13 protein-coding genes and 3 tRNA genes are annotated in these 17,574 nt (G+C 72.8%); 8 read left to right on the top strand and 8 right to left on the bottom strand.

Translation table 11 applies throughout. From position 1 onward, the window contains the following. Window positions 1-27: 27 nt before the first annotated feature. The 4 genes from M3T53_RS07165 to M3T53_RS07150 form a co-directional block, all read right to left on the bottom strand. On the bottom strand, window positions 28-1,050 hold the full coding sequence (locus M3T53_RS07165; protein ID WP_272433818.1) for a hypothetical protein: 1,023 nt from the start codon (window positions 1,048-1,050) through the stop codon (window positions 28-30). 231 nt (window positions 1,051-1,281) lie between these two features. Beyond that, a complete protein-coding gene (locus M3T53_RS07160) occupies window positions 1,282-2,568 on the bottom strand; it encodes an adenylosuccinate synthase (RefSeq protein ID WP_272433817.1) in 1,287 nt (428 codons plus the stop codon). Between the two features lie 152 nt (window positions 2,569-2,720). Continuing rightward, window positions 2,721-2,933: a hypothetical protein gene (locus M3T53_RS07155; protein WP_272433816.1), complete on the bottom strand. Its 213-nt coding sequence runs from the start codon at window positions 2,931-2,933 to the stop codon at window positions 2,721-2,723. Window positions 2,934-2,950: 17 nt separating this feature from the next. Then, a complete protein-coding gene (locus tag M3T53_RS07150) occupies window positions 2,951-3,925 on the bottom strand; it encodes an SPFH domain-containing protein (protein ID WP_272433815.1) in 975 nt (324 codons plus the stop codon). 323 nt (window positions 3,926-4,248) lie between these two features. On the opposite strand from M3T53_RS07150, the gene M3T53_RS07145 reads away from it, so the two are divergent. After that, window positions 4,249-6,405, top strand: coding sequence for a PfkB family carbohydrate kinase (locus M3T53_RS07145; protein ID WP_272433814.1), 2,157 nt, complete (start codon window positions 4,249-4,251; stop codon window positions 6,403-6,405). A gap of 225 nt (window positions 6,406-6,630) precedes the next feature. Next, window positions 6,631-7,917: a multidrug effflux MFS transporter gene (locus M3T53_RS07140; protein ID WP_272433813.1), complete on the top strand. Its 1,287-nt coding sequence runs from the start codon at window positions 6,631-6,633 to the stop codon at window positions 7,915-7,917. 37 nt (window positions 7,918-7,954) lie between these two features. Here the strand turns inward: M3T53_RS07140 and M3T53_RS07135 are convergent, their stop codons facing one another. Next, window positions 7,955-8,611: a TetR/AcrR family transcriptional regulator gene (locus M3T53_RS07135; protein ID WP_272433812.1), complete on the bottom strand. Its 657-nt coding sequence runs from the start codon at window positions 8,609-8,611 to the stop codon at window positions 7,955-7,957. 133 nt (window positions 8,612-8,744) lie between these two features. On the opposite strand from M3T53_RS07135, the gene M3T53_RS07130 reads away from it, so the two are divergent. Further along, window positions 8,745-10,112, top strand: a complete 1,368-nt coding sequence (locus M3T53_RS07130) for an ABC transporter permease (RefSeq protein ID WP_272433811.1) — start codon at window positions 8,745-8,747, stop codon at window positions 10,110-10,112. Next, window positions 10,109-11,860 (top strand): ATP-binding cassette domain-containing protein, encoded by a 1,752-nt coding sequence (locus M3T53_RS07125; RefSeq protein ID WP_272433810.1) that lies wholly within the window; start codon window positions 10,109-10,111, stop codon window positions 11,858-11,860. Before M3T53_RS07130 ends, M3T53_RS07125 begins: the two co-directional genes overlap by 4 nt. Window positions 11,861-11,869: 9 nt before the next feature. Here M3T53_RS07125 and M3T53_RS07120 read toward each other — a convergent pair whose 3' ends face one another. From M3T53_RS07120 to M3T53_RS07110, 3 genes are all read right to left on the bottom strand, one after another. Next, window positions 11,870-12,733 (bottom strand): EamA family transporter, encoded by an 864-nt coding sequence (locus tag M3T53_RS07120; protein WP_272433809.1) that lies wholly within the window; start codon window positions 12,731-12,733, stop codon window positions 11,870-11,872. A 186-nt stretch (window positions 12,734-12,919) separates the two neighbouring features. After that, window positions 12,920-13,339 (bottom strand): peptide-methionine (R)-S-oxide reductase MsrB, encoded by a 420-nt coding sequence (gene msrB / locus M3T53_RS07115; protein WP_272433808.1) that lies wholly within the window; start codon window positions 13,337-13,339, stop codon window positions 12,920-12,922. A gap of 336 nt (window positions 13,340-13,675) precedes the next feature. Further along, a complete protein-coding gene (locus M3T53_RS07110) occupies window positions 13,676-15,415 on the bottom strand; it encodes a mechanosensitive ion channel family protein (RefSeq protein ID WP_272433807.1) in 1,740 nt (579 codons plus the stop codon). A gap of 280 nt (window positions 15,416-15,695) precedes the next feature. On the opposite strand from M3T53_RS07110, the gene M3T53_RS07105 reads away from it, so the two are divergent. From M3T53_RS07105 to M3T53_RS07090, 4 genes are all read left to right on the top strand, one after another. After that, window positions 15,696-15,768 (top strand) — tRNA-Glu (locus M3T53_RS07105). A gap of 61 nt (window positions 15,769-15,829) precedes the next feature. Beyond that, a tRNA-Asp gene (locus M3T53_RS07100) sits at window positions 15,830-15,903 on the top strand. A gap of 26 nt (window positions 15,904-15,929) precedes the next feature. Then, window positions 15,930-16,005 (top strand) — tRNA-Phe (locus tag M3T53_RS07095). A 203-nt stretch (window positions 16,006-16,208) separates the two neighbouring features. Then, window positions 16,209-17,441 (top strand): hypothetical protein, encoded by a 1,233-nt coding sequence (locus M3T53_RS07090; protein ID WP_272433806.1) that lies wholly within the window; start codon window positions 16,209-16,211, stop codon window positions 17,439-17,441. Window positions 17,442-17,574: the final 133 nt, after the last annotated feature.

Here is a 17,574-nt window from a genome sequence, read left to right as displayed (position 1 = left end):
GCGTCGCGGGGTGCGAACGGGGCCGGGTCACACGCCGCCGATGCGGATCATCGCGTACACGGGGATCGCGGCGACGAGGAATTTCGCGGCCCCGCGCGAAATCGCGCCGATCGTGCTCTGGCGGCGCGCGTGGTCGCCGAACACCCCGTCGACGAGGATGACGGCGAGGGCGACGGCCACCCCGGTCGTCACCCCGAGGAGGAGGATCGCGGTCAGTTCCCCCGCCGATCGGGCCACGCCCGGCAGGATCACCGGCAGGAGCGCCGCGGAGGTGCCGATCCTCCACGCGGCGACCGAGGCGACGAGGCCGCCGACGACGGCGGCGACGAGGGCCCCGGCGGACTGGGCGCGGTAGGTCGAGCCGATCTGGTCCCCCCAGACGACGAGGGGGACGATGAGGCAGGCCATCGGCACGGTCACCGACCACAGGTCGAGGGCGTCGAGGGCGACCCAGGCGCTGCCGCCGCCGACGATGAGGAGGGCGGAGACTCCGCTCGTCAGGGCCGCGGAGGTCGAGGACCCCGCCCACGCCGAGGGCCCGTCGGGGCCGTCGGCGGCGCTCGTGCGGACGACGGGGGCGGGGGCGGTGAGGACCGTCGCGATGACGAGAGCGACGAGGGACAGGCCGAATGCGGGGGCGACGACCGCCAGGTCGCGGGCGACGGCGACGCTCAGGGGGATCGCCAGGCCGGAGAGGGCGAGGACCGCCCGCGCCGGCCGGGACATGCGCGATCCCACGAGGTGCGGCCACCCGAGGGCGAGGAGGCACGAGGCGAGGGCGATGACGAGGGAGAAGAGGATCGCGGAGTCCGGCAGCGCCCAGGCGGCCAGTCCGATCGCGGACAGGGCGAGGACGGTCAGGGCGGAGATCCGCAGTCCCGTCGGCGCGCTCAGGGCCCCGCGGAGCCTCCCGGCGGAGGCGGGGGCGTCGGCGTGGCGTCCTCCGTGGGGGCGTTGGGGACGTCCGGGCGCCTCGTGGATCTGGGCGCGCCTCCTCGTCGGCGGCGCGGGGCGCTGGACCCGGTGGGGGCGCTCGTCGCTGGTCTCCATGGGGTCATGGTCGCATAGTCCGTCGGGAGGTCGTGGGTCTCACAGGCGCGCGCATGCGTCCGACCGCGCCCTCCCGTATGCTGATCGGGCATCGGATCGTTAAGCCCCGGGCTCCACACTCTGCCGCTACGAGCGGCCTTCGCGCCGACAGGCGCTTTCGATCCGATGCCATAGACGACTGCGGCGCCGCTCCCTTCAGGGGTGCGGCGCCGCAGTCGTCGTCTGTCGGAGTCAGTCGCCGAGCAGCGGGTAGCGGATGATCGTCGCCTCGCGGCCGGGGCCCACGCCGATCGACTGGATGCGGCAGCGCGAGAGCTCCTCGAGACGGGCGATGTACGCCTGCGCGTTGGCCGGCAGGTCCTCGAAGGCCCGGCATCCCGAGATGTCCTCGTCCCACCCGGGCATCTCCTCGTAGACGGGGACGGCGCGGGCGAATCCGGCCTGGTCGAGCGGCATCTCCTCGGTGCGCGCGCCGTCGATCTCGTAGGCGACGCACACGGGGATCGTCTCGTAGCCGGAGAGGACGTCGAGCTTGGTCAGGCAGATGTCTGTCAGCCCGTTGACGCGGGTCGCGTAGCGGACGATGACCGCGTCGAACCAGCCGGTGCGCCGGGGGCGGCCCGTGGTCACGCCGAACTCGCCTCCCTTGATTCGCAGCGCCTCGCCGACCTCGTCGTCGAGCTCGGTGGGGAAGGGCCCCTCGCCGACGCGGGTGGTGTACGCCTTGGCGACGCCGACGACTCGGTCGATCCGGGTCGGGCCCACGCCCGCGCCCGTCAGGGCCCCGCCGGCGGTCGGGTTGGAGGAGGTGACGAAGGGGTAGGTGCCGTGGTCGATGTCGAGCATCGTCGCCTGACCGCCCTCGAAGAGGACGGTCTGCCCGCGATCGAGGGCGGTGTTGACCTCCAGGGAGACGTCGCACATCATCGGGCGAATGCGCTCGGCGTGGGCGAGGAGCTCGTCGGCGACGGCCCCGGCGTCGAGGACGTCGAGGCCGACGGAGGAGAAGACCTTGTTCTTGGGGGCGAGGGCGGCCTCGACTTTCGCGCGAAGGCCCTCGGGGTCGAAGAGGTCCTGGACGCGGATCCCGATGCGGTTCATCTTGTCGGCGTAGGTGGGGCCGATGCCCCTTCCGGTTGTGCCGATCTGGTTCTTGCCTCGCGCCTTCTCGTTGGCCGCGTCCATGAGCTTGTTGTAGCTGGGGATCACGTGGGCGTTGGAGGAGATCATCAGGCGCGAGCAGTCGACGCCGCGCGCGGTCATGTCCTCGAGCTCGGCGAAGAGGACGTCGATGTCGACGACGACGCCGTTGCCGATGATGGGGGTCACTCCCTCGGAGAGGATGCCAGCGGGAAGGAGGTGGAGGGCGTATGTCTCGCCGTCGATGACGACGGTGTGGCCGGCGTTGTTGCCGCCGTTGAACTTGACGACGAGATCGGTCTGCTGCCCGATCTGGTCGGTGGCCTTGCCCTTGCCCTCGTCGCCCCATTGGGCGCCGAGCACGATGACGGCTGGCATGAGTGTCTCCCGGGATGTCGGTTGTACGCGCGGCGGCGGCCGCGGCCTGCCTCAGTCTACCCGTGTGCACCGTCGTGCTTCTCGACGCGTTTTGACAGTCCTACGGGACAGAAACGACGTCGAGACGCATGGCGGTGCACACGGTTCCCTGGTCACCCGCCGTCGCCCCCGTCCTTGCGCGGGCGGCCCCGCCCGCGCGGAGCCGGGGCCTTGGGGTCGCGCCCGGCGTCGGCGAGCGCCCGGCGCAGGATCATGTCGATCTGGGCGTTGATCGAGCGCAGGTCGTCCGCCGCCCACTTGGCGATCGCCTCGTGGACGGCGGGGTCGAGCCGCAGGAGGACCTGTTTGCGCTGTCCGCCGCTCATGAGTCCTCCGGTTCTGTTCAGGCGTAGAGCGACCCGGCGTTGACGACCGGTTGGGTGCGCTGATCGGAGCAGAGGACGACGAGGAGGTTCGACACCATCTGGGCGCGGCGCTCGTCGTCCATGTCGACGATCCCCTCGGACTCGAGACGGGTCAGGGCCTGATCGACCATGGAGACGGCGCCCTCGACGATCTGCTCGCGGGCGGCGATGACGGCGCCCGCCTGCTGGCGCTGGAGCATAGCCTGGGCGATCTCGGGGGCGTAGGCGAGCGACGAGATGCGGACCTCGACGATCTCCAGTCCCGCCAGGGCGACGCGCTCGGCGACCTCGGCGGCCAGTTCGGCGGCGACAAGGTCGGTGCCGCCGCGCAGGGAGGTCTCACCGGGGCCGGGCTCGTCGTAGGGGTGCGTGGTGGCGACGTGACGCAGAGCCGATTCGGCCTGGGCCTTGATGAACTCCTCGTACTCCTCGACGGCGAAGACGGCGCGGGCGGTGTCGGCGACCTGCCAGACGACGATGGCGGCGATGTTGATCGGGTTGCCGTCGAGGTCGTTGACCTTGAGCTCGTTGGTCTCGAAGTTGTGCACCTTGACGGAGACCTTCTTGCCGATGGACAGCGGCGGGACGAGGACGAGGCCGGTGCGGCGCACGGTGCCGATGTACTTGCCGAAGAACTGGCGCACGGAGGTCTGCCCGGGCGAGATGACGGCGAGGGAGGTGAAGAGGATGAAGACGACGATGAAGAGGATCGCGCCGGCGATGATCGTCATCGGCCCGCTCTCGTCGCCCGCGTCGGCGTCGACGGCGCCGCGGAAGAACAGGTAGATGGAGTAGGCGAGTCCGGCCAGCAGGACGAGGAGCATTGGGAAGGCCGCGGCCGAGCCGAGCGACGGGGCACGGGTCTCGGCGATATCGATACGGGCGACGACCTGCTCGGGGTCGGTCTCGATCGGGTCGATGACGTCGGATTCGACGGGGACGCTCGCGGGCATCGGAACCTCCTTGCCGAGGCCCGCGGGGTCTGCACTCGCGTCCATCGCCTCGGCGATATCAATATGATAGCTATTTTTTTGTCGAGGGCAAGCCCCACCGGCGACTCCGGCAACTTCGAGACAGGGCCCGGGGCGCGCGGCCGCTACGACTGCCCCTCTGCCGGCCGCGAACGGATCGAGTGACATCGCCGGCGCGGAACGGGAGCGAAGAGGGGTCCTCCACTCCCTCACCGACCACCCGAAGCAAGGGCGCCTTCGACGCCTTCCGCCGACGGACTCCCCCGCTCCCCCACCGGCCGTCCACTCCCGCCTAGCATGTGCGCATGATCCCTTCTCCCCCCGCATCGACGACCCCGTCCCGCGAGAGTCTTGACCGCGCCCGCGGCGCCCTCGTCGGCCTCGCCCTGGGAGACGCCCTGGGCATGCCGACCCAAGCGATGTCCCCCGAGCAGATCGACACCGACTACGGGCGCATCACCGGACTGACCGCCGCCTCGCCGAACCAGCCCTACGCGCCGGGCATGCCCGCGGGCTCCGTCACCGACGACACCGAGCAGGCCCTCCTCATCGCCGACCTCCTCATCGACGGCGACGGCCGGATCGACCCGATGGACCTCGCCTCCGCGCTCCTCGCCTGGGAGGACGACATGATCCGGCGCGGCAGCCTCGACCTCCTCGGCCCCTCGACGAAATCCGCGCTCGAACGCGTGCGCGCAGGGGCCGACCCGACGACGACGGGGACCACGGGGGCCACCAACGGCGCCGCCATGCGGGTCTGCCCCGTCGGGATCGCGACCCCCGCCGACGACCCCGACCTCCTCTTCGCACGGGTGTGGGAGTCGTGCCGGGTCACCCATGCGACCCGACAGGGATTCCAGGCCGCAGGCCTCGTCGCCTCCGCCGTGTCCCTGGGGGTCGACGGGGCCGAGGTCGACGAGGCCCTCTCCGGAGCCGTCGCCCTCGTCTCCTCCCGGGACGACGAGGGCGCGTGGAACGAGCACGCCGATGTCCTGGCGCGGACCCGAATGGCGCTCGATCTCGCCCGCGACGACGAGGAGCGGGGCGACGAGGCCGCGGCCCGCGAGCGCTTCCTCGAACGGGTCCGCGCGCTGATCGGCACCTCCGTCGACGCGTGCGAGTCGATCCCCGCGGCTTTCGCCCTGGCCCGCCGCTACGCCTCCTCCCCCGTGGACGCGCTCCTCGGGGCGGCGAACCTCGGCGGGGACACGGACACGATCGGGGCGATCGCCGGCGCCGTCCTCGGCTCCTGCCTGGGCCCCGGGGCCTTCGCCGCCCTCGACGCCTCGACCCCCGCGGGGGCCGACGGCGGGGCCATCGGCCTCGTCGAGTCCGTCAACGGGCTCGACCTGAGCGAACGGGCCGCATCCCTCCTGGCCCTGCGGCGCCGCTCGGCGCCCGGCCCCTCCCACGGATCCCCGTCGCCCCCCGTCGTCGGCGCGCCGATCCCCTCCCCCGCGCCGGCTCCCCCGGCCGACGGCGACGCCGCGAGAGGCGGCGGGGGCCGGGTCGTCCTCCTCGGTCAGGTGATCGTCGACCTCGCCCTGCGCCTGGACCGCCTCCCCGACCCCGGGGGCGACGTCTTCGCCGAGGACGCCGGGATGCACGCCGGCGGCGGCTACAACGCGCTCGTCGCCGCCCGTCGGATGGGGGCCCCGGCCGTCAGCCTGTCGGCGGTCGGCGACGGCGGCTTCGCGTCGATCATCACCCGGGCCCTCGCCGACGCGGGCGTCGAGGACGCGGGCCCGCGGGTCGACGGCGTCGACTCCGGCTACTGCGTGGCCCTGACCGACGACCAGGGCGAGCGGACCTTCGTGTCGACGCGCGGCGCCGAGACCCGCGTCCCCGCGGACGCGTGGGCCGACTACTCGCGCGAGCGCCTGCGCCCCGGCGACGTCGTCCACATCGACGGCTACGCGCTCGCCCACCCGTCGAACATCGAGGCGCTGCGGCGCTTCGCCGCCGCGGGAGCGCCCCCGGGGGTCCGCGTCGTCGTCGACGTGTCCCCCGTGGTCGGCGACGTCCCCCTCGACGCGCTCCTCGCCCTCGGGGCGCTCGACCCCCTGTGGTCGATGAACGAGCGGGAGGCGGGGATCCTCGTCGAGCGCCTGCTCCTCTCGGGCGCCGCTCCGGGGACCGGGCCCGCCGACGCGGCCCGGGCGTTGGCCGATCGGCTCTGCGGCCCCGTCGTCGTGCGCGCCGGGGCCTCCGGGGCCTGGTACGCCGAGCCCGCGTCCCCGCTCGTCCACATCCCCACGCCGCGCGTCGACGCGGTCGACACGAACGGCTCCGGCGACGCCCACTCCGGGGCCCTCGCCGCCTGCCTCGTCGAGCGGACCCCGCTCGATCGGGCCCTCCTCCTGGCCAACTGCGCCGGCGCCCTGGCGGCCACCCGGATCGGCCCGGCCACGTGCCCCGACCGCGCCGCCGTCGAGGAGGCCGCCGACCGCCTCGCCGGCTGATCGCGCTCCGCGCGCCCCGGGCAGGACCCGCCCCCGATCGGGGGCGGGGATCTTCCCGCGCGAGGCGCCCCGCAAGGAATCTCACGCGGACCGGGGCCCCGCCGCGACGGCGCCCCGGCGTATCCTGGGGGCATCCCCTCATGTGGTCCACGATGTCGTCGGCGCGGCCGCGACGCGTCGGATCGGCAGGCCCCAGGGGCCGACGCGAGCATCCGAAAGAAACCGATGAGCCGCCCCGACTCCACCCCCGATCCGAACGACCAGTTCCCGACCCCCCGGCCCGCCGGGATCGCCGTCACCGCGGCCCTCCTCATCACCCTCGCCCTGCAGAACGCCGTCCCGCCCCTGTCGACCGACATGTACGCGCCGGCGTTCCCGCAGATGACGAGCGAACTGGCGACGACCTCCGCGGTCGTGGGCCTGACCCTGACGACCTTCTTCCTCGGATTCGGCTCCGGGCAGATCGTCGGGGGCGCTGTCTCCGACCAGATCGGGCGGCGGCGCCCGATGATCGCCGGGGGGATCCTCGCCCTCGCCGGGTCCATCGCCTGCGCTCTGTCCCCGACGATCGGGCTCATCCTCGTCGGGCGCTTCTTCCAGGGGTTCGGCGGCGGGGTCGCCGCCGCCGTGGGCCGCGCGATCCTCGTCGACGTCGCCCACGGCAACGTCCTGGCCCGAACCATGTCGCTCCTCCAGGCGATCGGCGGGTTCGCGCCGATGCTCGCGCCCATCGCGGGCGGGCTCATCGTCACCCATTGGCCGTGGCGCGCCGTCTTCTGGTGCCTCGCCGCCTTCACCCTCGTCATGTCGGCGGCCGCGTGGCGCTGGGCGCCCGAGTCTTTGCCGCCCGAGCGCCGCCACAGCGGCGGCCTGCCCCGCTTCTTCCACGGCCTCGGGCGGGTGATGCGGATCCGCGGGTTCGTCGCGTTCATGGCGACGAACGTGTTCGTCGGCTTCACGATGTTCGGCTACATCGCGAACGCGACCTACGTGTTCCAGCAGCAGCTCGGTCTGTCCCCCCTCGCCTTCTCGTGGGTGTTCGCCGCGAACGCGCTGCTGTCGACCCTCATGGCCCTGGTCAATATCCGCCTGATCGGGCGCTTCGAGCCGCGCTCGCTCATCGTCTTCGGCCTGTCGCTGGCGGCCGGGGGCGTCGCGGTCCTCGCCGTGGCGACCTTCGCCCTGGACCAGTCCCTCCTCGCCACCGAGCTCGGCTTCGCGATGATCATGACGGCGACCTCGTTCATCTTCGGCAACTCCGGGGCGCTGTCCCTGGGGCACGCCCGCGAGCACGCGGGCACGGCGTCGGCCGTCCAGGGGCTCGTTCAGTCGCTGGCCAACGGGCTCGCCTCGCCGCTGGCGACTTCGGGGGGCGCGGTGACGGCGGTCCCCATGGTGTGCGTGATGATCGTCGGCATCGTCGGCGCGTGGCTGTCCTTCGCGATCCTCGCGCGGATGGGGCGGCTGCCCGGGCCGGAGGGGCCCGGGGCCCCCGGGGAGATCGGGGCGTGAGCCCTCGTCGCCGGCATCGGGGGAGCCGGCCCGGGGATCATGCCGGGGATGGGCCCGCAGGGGGCGGGGCGCCGGTCGGCCCCGGGGGTTCCAAGGAGAGGTAGCGGTCGATCACGGGGCCGACGAGGCGGGCGAGATCGTCGGGCTCGGCCTCGGCGAGGGGCCCGTACTGGAGGATGTACCGCGTGAAGATGAGGCCGAGGATCTGCGACCCCATGAGGGACATCCGCAGTCCCGCCGATCGATCGGCCTCACCTGCGCCGACGCGGCCCAGGAGGCCGACGACGAAATCGAGGAGGATCCTCCTGGACTCCTCATGCGTCCCGATCGACCGCAGAAGGGTGATGTAGGCGGGGCCTATCCGAGGATGCTCAAGGAGGTCGAGGACGGCGCGGATGTAGCGCTGCCCGACGCTGCGCCCCCCGATGACCCCGTCGTCGAGCATCCGGGGCAGGGGCGAGGCGTCGAAGGCGGCGACCATGCAGGCGCGGGCCAGATCGCTCTTGGTCCCGAAGTAGTAGTGGATCAGGCGCGGGGCCACGCCGGCGCGCTCGGCGATGCGCCGGGTCGTCGCGGATTCGAAACCCCGTTCGGAAAACTCGGCAAGGGCGGCGTCGAGGATCGCCTCCCGGGCGTCGGCGATGTCGCCTCTAGGGCCCCGCTTGCGGGTTTCGCCGCTCGTCGAGGGGGTCATTGCCTCTCCTTCCCACGGGAGGGGCCGGGCTCGGATCGGAGTCGATCGGCGTGATCGTTGGCCGCCTCTTCCTCTGGGGAACAGCCTATGCTACCGTCAGTTTCGTCATTTGGCGAAAATAGGATGTGGCCTCATGAAAGCGATGATCATCAAGGAATTCCGGGAACTCGCACGCGACCGGCGCACCCTCGTTCTCCTCGTCGCCCTGCCGATCCTCCTGTTGACGATCTTCGGCTACGCCGCGAACTTCACCGTCGAGGCATCCCCGGCCCTCGTCGTCGGCCCGGCCGCCCTCGACATCGCCGCAGAACTCGACGACAACCCGATCGCCGCCGACCAGCTCCGCCTGGAGGTCAGCTCCGACGACCCCAGCGACGAGGAGATCCTCCACATCCTCAGATCCGGTGAGCACCCCACCGTCATCCGGGCGATCAGCTCCGACCGATCGCAGCCCCTGACCGCGCGCACCCGCGTCTGGACCGACGGCTCGAAACTCTTCTCCGCCCAAGCGGCCAACGCCACCTGGATGAGAGTCCTCTCCGAGGACATCAGGACGCGCGTCGAGGACCTGCGCGCCGACCTGTCCTCCGCGCATGACGCAGCGCAGCGGGCAAGCACCGGCCTCTCCGACGCCGCTCAGGCCCTCGACCTGCTCTCCTGGCGCGCATCGGCACTGCGCGAAACCGCCGACGCCGCCCTCAACGGCAGTGCCGACCCCACCGCCCTGCGCGACGCAGCAGCGGAGCTGTCCGATGCCCTCGCGACCATCGGCGACCCCGCCCTCTCCCTCCCATCGCCGCCCGACCCGCCCGACGCCTCCGCCCTCGACCTCAGCGCCCTCGACGCCGACTCCGTCGTCACCATCGCCTTCAACCCCGACCTGAAGACCTCCTGGGTGATGATCCCCGGGCTCATCGGCCTGATCCTCACCTTCATCGGCACGATCGTCACCGCCATTGGCCTCGTCCGCGAGCGCGAAGCCGGCACCCTCGAACAACTCGCCGTCATGCCCCTGAGTCCCGCGTCGATCATCCTCGGCAAGGTCGTCCCCTACTTCCTCATCGCCCTCCTCGACGCCGGCCTCATCACGGCGCTCGGCACCCGACTCTTCCGCGTCCCCTTCACCGGGAGCATCTGGGCATTCGCCCTCCTCTCCCTGGTCTTCGTCTTCGTCGTCCTGGGCCTGGGCATCCTCGTGTCCTCCGCGTCGCGCACCACCGGGCAGGCGATCCAGATGTCGATCATGGTGATGATCCCCCAGACCATCCTCTCCGGATTCATCTTCCCCCTGGAGAACATGCCGATGAGCGTCCGATGGATCGGATACTGCCTGCCGTTAACCTGGTTCTACAAGGCCGCCAACACGATCTTCCTCACAGGCGCGTCCTTCGAGCAGATCCTCGTGCCGCTCGCCGTCCTGACCTGTTTCGCCGCCGCCGTCTTCGGAACGGCCACGGCCCGCATGGCCGTCTCCCTTCGACACGGCGGAGCCATGCGATGACCGCACCGTCCGCGAGCGCGCGCCTGCGCCTCATCGACGCCACCGTCCGATTCGGGGGTCGCCCCGTCATCGAGTCTCTCAGCGCCGACTTCCGAGCCGGGACCGTCACCGCCCTGATCGGGGGCGACGGCGCCGGCAAGACGACGCTGCTGTCCGCCCTCGCCCACCCCCGACGGCGCCAGGCCCTCGGCGTCACCGGGTTCTCCCCCCGCGACATCGGCTACCAGCCGGCGTCGTCCGGCGTCTGGCCGAACATGTCCGTGACCGAGAACCTCCGCTTCGTCGCCCGCACCCAGGGCCTGTCCGGGCCAAAGGCCGACGAGCGGATCGATCGGCTCATCGCCCTCACCGGTCTGGACGACGCGAGGGGCCGGATCGGCGCCCACCTGTCCGGCGGGATGCGTCAGAAGCTCGGCGCAGCGATGGCCCTCGTCCACCGTCCCGCGCTCCTCCTCCTCGACGAGTCGACGACCGGTGTCGACCCGGATTCGCGCACGACCCTCACCGGCCTCATGCGCACGGCCGCGGACGAGGGCGCGACCGTCATCGCCGCCACCACCTACCTCGACGAGGCCGAGGACACCGACCAGGTCCTCCTGCTCGACGCCGGGCGCCTCCTCGTCGCCGGGACGCCGGACGCAGTCATCGCGCAGACCCCGGGATCCCTATGGACCCGCCCCGACGATGGCACGAGCCCCCTGCCGGACGACGAACGGCACTGGCAACGCGGCACGACCATCTACGAATGGCGACCGGCCCAACCCACCGCCCCGGCCCTGCAGGAAGGGCCCGACGGCCCGCGCCCCCACCCGGGGAGCCCGGATCCCTCCCGCCCACCGGCTCACGAGGGGGCTGCGCGTGCCGACCGGGCGCACAACGGCACGACGATGAGCCCCCGCGCACCCGGCGACGCCGCGACCCGAGTCGCCGCCGACCTCGAATCGTCGACGATCTCCTTCCTCCTCGACCGGCGCCTCCAGGCGATCGACGCCCCTCGCCGGGATCCCCACGGGCCCGATGCCCCCGCGCGCCTCGCGGCCCTCGAAGACGCGGGCTCCGGCCTGGCCCCGCAGGATGCCGACCCGTCGGGGGCGCCGGAGGGCGAGTGCCCCGGCCCGCGCGCCGCGTCGACGATCCCGCTGGTCTCGTGCCGCGCCGTGACGAAAAGATTCGGCTCGTTCACCACCCTCGACGACGTCGACCTCGATGTGCCCGCCGGACGGGTCGTCGGACTGATCGGCGGCAACGGCGCGGGCAAATCGACGCTCATCCGACTGATCCTGGGGATCGACTCCCCCGATCGGGGGACGATCGAGCTCTTCGGCGCCCCGCCCACTCGCCGCTCGCGCAGGAGGATCGGCTACGTCGCCCAATCCCTGGGCCTGTACCCGGCGTTGAGCCCCCGGGAGAACCTCGACTTCGTTCAGGAGTCATTCGGCGTCCCCAAAGGCGCGCGGATCCGGGTCGCCGACACGGGTGAGCCCGTCGCCGCGCTCCCCCTGGGGGCGCGGCGGATGCTGGCCGTGACCTGCGCGCTCAGTCACTCCCCCGATCTTCTCGTCCTCGACGAGCCGACCTCGGGCATGGACTCCCTGAGCCGGGCGATGCTGTGGAAGCGTCTGCGCAGGGCCTCCTCGGCCGGCGTCGGGATCCTCATCACCACCCATTACCAGCAGGAGGCCGCCCAGTGCGACGTCCTCGTCCGCCTCGACGCCGGCCGCGTCGTCGACTCCGATGCGCCCCACTGATCCCGGCTCTCACCCGGTCGGCTCGGGGCGCGACGCGATCCACACGGCGACGGAGATCAGGACGAGGCCGAGGACCTCTCCGACTCCCGGCGTCTGACGGAGCATGACGGCGCCGACGACCGCGGAGGTCGCCGGGAGCATCGCGGTGAACAGGGCGAAGGTCGGGGCGCTGAGCCGCGCCATCGCGAGGGCCTCGAGGGAGTACGGCAGGACGGTCGACAGCAGGCCGACGGCGACGACGATGACGAAGAGCCGGGGGCTGGTCAGCGCCGGCATCGCCCCGGGGCCGAGGACCGGCGCGTAGACGAGGGCGCCGAACGCGCATCCCAGGGCGAGGTTGGTGATCCCCGAGCGGGTGGAGGCGATCTTCTGGCCCAGGAGGATGTACCCGGCCCACATGGCCGCCGCCGCGAGGATCCACGCGACGCCGACGAGGGTGTCTGGGTCGGACAGGTCGAGGCCGAGTCCCCCGATGGAGGCGACGCCCGCGAAGGCGAGGGCGGCGGCGACGCGCGGCGCCCACCCCCGGCCGCGGATCACGGCGACGGCGACGGGTCCGAGGAACTCCAGGGAGACCGCGGTGCCCAGGGGCAGGCGGGCGATGGCCTCGTAGAACGTGGAGTTCAGGGCGGTCAGGACGACGCCGAAGACGAGGGAGGCGGCGAGGTCCCGGCGGGTCAGGCCGTCGCGCCAGGGGCGCCGCCAGGCCATGAGGACGACGGCGCCGGTGGCGACCCGCCACCAGGCGACGGAGGCCGGTTCGATGGCGGCGAATGCGGCGACGGCGATGGCCGCGCCGACGTATTGGACGAGGGCGGAGCCGACGATGAACAGCTGGGCGGGGACACGGTCGGCGAGGGCGGGTACGGGCACCCCCTCAGGATGCCATGGGCGCGACGTCCGGGCCCGAGCCTCTCATCGAAGGGATCGAGCGAGCGGCCCCGCCGCGACGGACCGTCCTTCGCCGGTGCGGGAGCGCCGGGCGAGCGCGGCACGAGCCGGGTCGGCGGGGCGGACGGCGCCGGCCCGGCCGCTGCGGGAGGCCCCGGCCTACCGGGATCAGCCCTCGGCGGGGGTGAAGGTCAGGGCCGCCGAGTTCATGCAGTAGCGCAGGCCGGTCGGCTGGTCGGGGGCGTCGGGGAAGACGTGGCCGAGGTGAGAGCCGCAGCGGGTGCAGCGAACCTCGGTGCGGACCATCCCGTGGGAGCGGTCGACGAGGTCGGTGGTGGCGCCGTCGGCGGCGCGGTAGAAGCTCGGCCAGCCGCACCCGGACTCGAATTTCGTCGACCCGTCGAAGAGCTCGGCGTCGCAGGCCGCGCAGTGGTAGGAGCCGGGGCGGTCCTCGTCGAGGAGTTCTCCGGTGAAGGGCCGCTCGGTGCCCGCTTCGCGCAGGACGTGGTATTGCATGGGGGTGAGGATGCGGCGCCATTCGTCGTCGGTGCGGGAGGCGAATGCGTCGAGGCTGGGGAAGTCCGTCATGGGACCATTGTCCTCCCCGGGACGCCCGCGCGCCATCCGGGTCCCTCCCGATTCGGGAGCAGCGTGCCGTCCGGGAGTCTCCTGGTCGCACTCCCCCTTCCGGAACGTTTCCGAGGCGTCGGATTCCCAGACATCGGCGGCGGGACCCCCTCGGCCCCGGCGCCTGGGCGTCCGATCGGGGTCCGGGCCGGCGGCCTCGCCGCATTCCCGGCCAAGCGCTCCCCCGCGCTCCTCCCGGTGCCCGCGGTCGTCAGATTCCCCCGGCCTGTCGGGGCCCTGCCCCTGCGGCCCCGCTCACGGCGTCGGCGAGGGGCGCGCCCGGTCGGGCGCTCCCCGTCAGCCCTCGTTCGTCCGGTCGGTCGTATCGGCGGTCTCGCCGTTGCGACGACGCGCGATCTCCTCGCGCTCGGCGAGGGCCTCGTCGCCGGGCCCGGCGTAGATCTCGGAGCGCTCGTCGGCGTCAGGGGAGCCGGAGAAGATCCTCTCGCCGCGGCCCGATGTCGTCGTCACCGTTCGCTCCGCCGCCTCGTCGGAGGACTGGCGGGGAGCCTGGAGCACCGGCAGGTCGCCGGTCGGCACGTCGGCGGGCGGGTTGAGGAGGACGGGCGGGCCGTCGCGCAGGGCGGCGGCCAGGGCGGTCTCGGACATGAGCTGCGTCTGGGCATCGGCGGGGGTGCCGGTGGGCTCGTCGGAGGCGTGGGCGAGGGCGCGGCGGCGGTCCTCCATCGTCCGTCGGCGCGCGCGCTTGGCCTTGCGCCGAGCGGCGAGGAGACGGGCGGCGTGGGCCGCGTCGGAGGGGTTCTCGTCGGCCTGGGCGGCCGCGGCGTCGGCTCGGGCCACGGCGGTCTCGCGGTCCTGCTCGTCGCCCGGGGCGGACGGGTCGGCGGCGATGGCGCTGAGCTCGGCGGCGAGGACGGCCATGCGTTCGCGCGAGGCGTCGTGGGGGACGGAGACGGTCTCCTGGGGTTGAATGCGCACGGCGGGGCGCGCCCACGGCTCGTCGGAGACGACCCAGGAGACGAGCTGCTCGCGGATGTGGCACCGCAGGTCCCACAGGTCGCCGGAGTTCCTCGCCGAGACGAGGATCCGCACGGTGATCGTCGACGCGTCGGAGTCGGTGACCTGCACGGCCCAGGTGCGCCCGTCCCACAGGTCGGTGGCGGCGAGGATCTGCTCGACCCTGTCGCGCACGAGGGTCATCGGGGCGGTCCAGTCGAGGTGGATGAGGACGGTGCCCAGCTGAGCGGAGGCGCGCCGCGTCCAGTTCTCGAAGGGGGTCTGGGTGAAGTGCGTCGAGGGGACGATGAGGCGCCGCTCGTCCCAAAGGCGCACGACGACGTAGCTCAGGGTGATCTCCTCGATGGCGCCGGATTCCCCCTTGTCGTTGACGACGACAACGTCGCCGACGCGGATGGCGTCGGTGAAGGCGAGCTGGACCCCGGCGAAGACGTTACCGAGGGTCTGCTGGGCGGCGAGGCCGGCGACGACGGAGAGGAGGCCCGCGGAGGCCAGGACGGTCGTCATCGCCTGCCGGGCGGCCTCGAAGGTCCCGAGGATGACGCACAGGCCGATGATGACGACGATGACCTGGACGAGTCGGCGCAGGACCTGCGCCTGCGTTTCGAAGCGGCGCGCGCGACCCTGGTCGATGGCCAGGCGGGCCCTGGCGGCGTCCTCGAACACCCAGGCGGCGGCGTAGGCGATCCATGTCATGCCGGCGATGGCCAGGACGAGGAGCCCGTGGGAGGTGATGGCGACGAGGGCGCCGTTGCTCCACGTCGACAGGTCGGTGTCCTGGAGGGTGATCTGCAGGCCGATCCACGCGCCCCACGTCATGCACGTCCAGTACAGGGGGGTGCGGATGCGTTTGACGAGGGCGGAGCCGGCGGGCGATCGGCGCAGGACCCGGGTGAAGACGCCCGAGAGGATCGCCGCGCCGACGAAGCCGATGACGACGCCGATGGCGCAGCCCAGGAGGAGCGACATGATGTCGAGGGCGTTGGCCACGGTCTCCTCGGCGGCGCCGGACTGCGGGGCGTCCTCGGCTCGATCGAGTGCGGCTGCGATGATCTGCATGCCTTAAGGGTAGGGGCGTCGGGCGGGGCCGGCGAGGTGCGCGTGCGGCGGGGTACGTCCGGGAGAGATGACGATGAGGCGGTCGTCGGCACGGCGGGACTGGAGGAGTGGGCCGCTGGCGCGGTACCGCTGCGACGGGGAGGCTCTTCGTCGGGATTCGAACGTTTCCGCCCCGCCTCGCCACCCGGTGTCGCGGGTCACAGGGACGTGTTTTGCATTGTCCGAAGCGTTCTGCATATGATTCTCTTCGTTCCTCGGACGCGAGTCCGGAGGCCAGCAGGCCCCCATCGTCTAGTGGCCTAGGACACCGCCCTTTCACGGCGGCGACACGGGTTCGAATCCCGTTGGGGGTACCCCCGGCGGTTCGGTCGAGTCGCGGTGGAGATAATTCAATAGGTCTTGCGCCTGTTGCAAGGCCCCGTAGCGCAGTTGGTTAGCGCGCCGCCCTGTCACGGCGGAGGTCGCGGGTTCAAGTCCCGTCGGGGTCGCCGACCAGACCGGTAGGTCCGGTCAAGGCTCTGTAGCTCAGTTGGTAGAGCGTTCGACTGAAAATCGAAAGGTCACCGGATCGACGCCGGTCGGAGCCACCAGCATCAACCCGAAGCCTCACGGCTTCGGGTTTTCGCTTTTGCGCGACGCTCCTCCTCGCCTCAAAGCCGGCGCCCCCGGGGCGCCCGTCCGCATCCGCCTCCCCTCGGCTGGCGACCGGCCCCCGCGCTCGCCCCTTCCTTCTTCCTCCCGCCTCCCCGGGGAGAGTCCGCCGACGACCGGCGGATCCTGGAACAATGAGGGCATGACGAGTCGGAATGCCGCAGCAGCCCGCAAACCCTGGTGGCGCACCCGCACCGCCCACAGCGCCCCCGGCCCGGGAGGTCGCGTCCACGTCCGCGCCCGCGGCCTCGTCTGCGCCGACCCCGTCACCGGCGCCCGCCTCATCGACGGCATCGACCTGGGGTTCCGCTCCGGGAGCGTCACCGCCGTCATCGACCCGTCCGGCCGCCGCACGCGCCTCCTCCTCCTCGCCCTCGCCGGCCTGACCGCGCCCGACGCCGGACTCGTCCGCGCCGCCCGCCCCCACGGCCCCCTCGCCTCCCGCGCCCACCAGGCCCCCGCCGTCCTCGTCCACCCGGGCGCCGTCCTCGACCCGGCCCTGACGATCCGGCAGAGCCTCATCGCCCCCTTCGCCGCGACCGGGGCCCGCGTCGCCTGGGAGGCCCTGCGCGAGGCCGTCGATCTGACCGGCCTCGACTCTTCCCTCGACGCCCTCCCCGCCTCGCTACCCGCATCGGCGCTCCTGCGCGCCCAGATCGCTCGGGGGATCGCCGCAGGCCCCGGCCTCGTCCTCGTCGACCTGCCCTCCCCCCTCCCGCGGGCAGAATCCGCCGACCTGTTCGACGCCCTCCACCGGGTCGCCGGCGCCGGATCCGCCGTCGTCGTCGCCGTGCGGACGACCGGCGAGAGCGCCCGGGCGGACCGGGTCGTCGTCCTGACCGACGGGCGCGTCGGCTTCGACGCCTCCCCCGTCGTCCCCGAGGACGTCGACGCCTGGCTCGTCGAGCACCCCGACGACCCCGTCACCCTCGTCGGCCCGCCGCCCGTCGCCGCTCCCCCCCAGGCCCGAGCCCCCCTCGACGACGAGGCTCTGGCCGAGGAGGCCGCACCCGCTGCTGCGGACGAGATCGCCCCCCGCGCGACGACGGCTTCCGGGCCCGGCGCCGAGGCCCCCTCGCCGACGGGACCCGGAGCCGGGCCCAATGCGCCGGACTCCGATCACGAGTCCCCCGCCGATTTCACGGGCGCCCCGGCCCTCGGCGTCGGAGCGGCCCCGGACACCACCCCGCCGACGCCCCCGGAGCCCCGGTGCTCGTCGGACGAGTCCCCCGCCGACGATGCGGACCCCCTGCGCGACGAGCTCACCCGCGAGCACCACTCCTACCGGGCGCCGGCCGCCCAGGTCGACGAGGTCATCGACCGGGCCCGCAGGATCCTCTCCGACCTGCCCGGCCCCGTCGTCCCCGAGGACTGACACGGCGCACGCCCCGCCGGCGGCCCGGGACCGGCCGCGACCGCGACGCGGCCGGCTCCGCCGCCATTCCCACTGTCACACGCAGGCGGTCCGTGGGACACTGGGGGGCAACCACGCGCAGTCAGCGCACGTC

Source organism: Actinomyces sp. B33, assembly GCF_028437565.1.
Lineage (GTDB): Bacteria > Actinomycetota > Actinomycetes > Actinomycetales > Actinomycetaceae > Pauljensenia.
The sequence above is the reverse complement of the archived record's forward strand: the minus strand, read 5'-3'. Positions and strand labels throughout refer to the sequence as shown.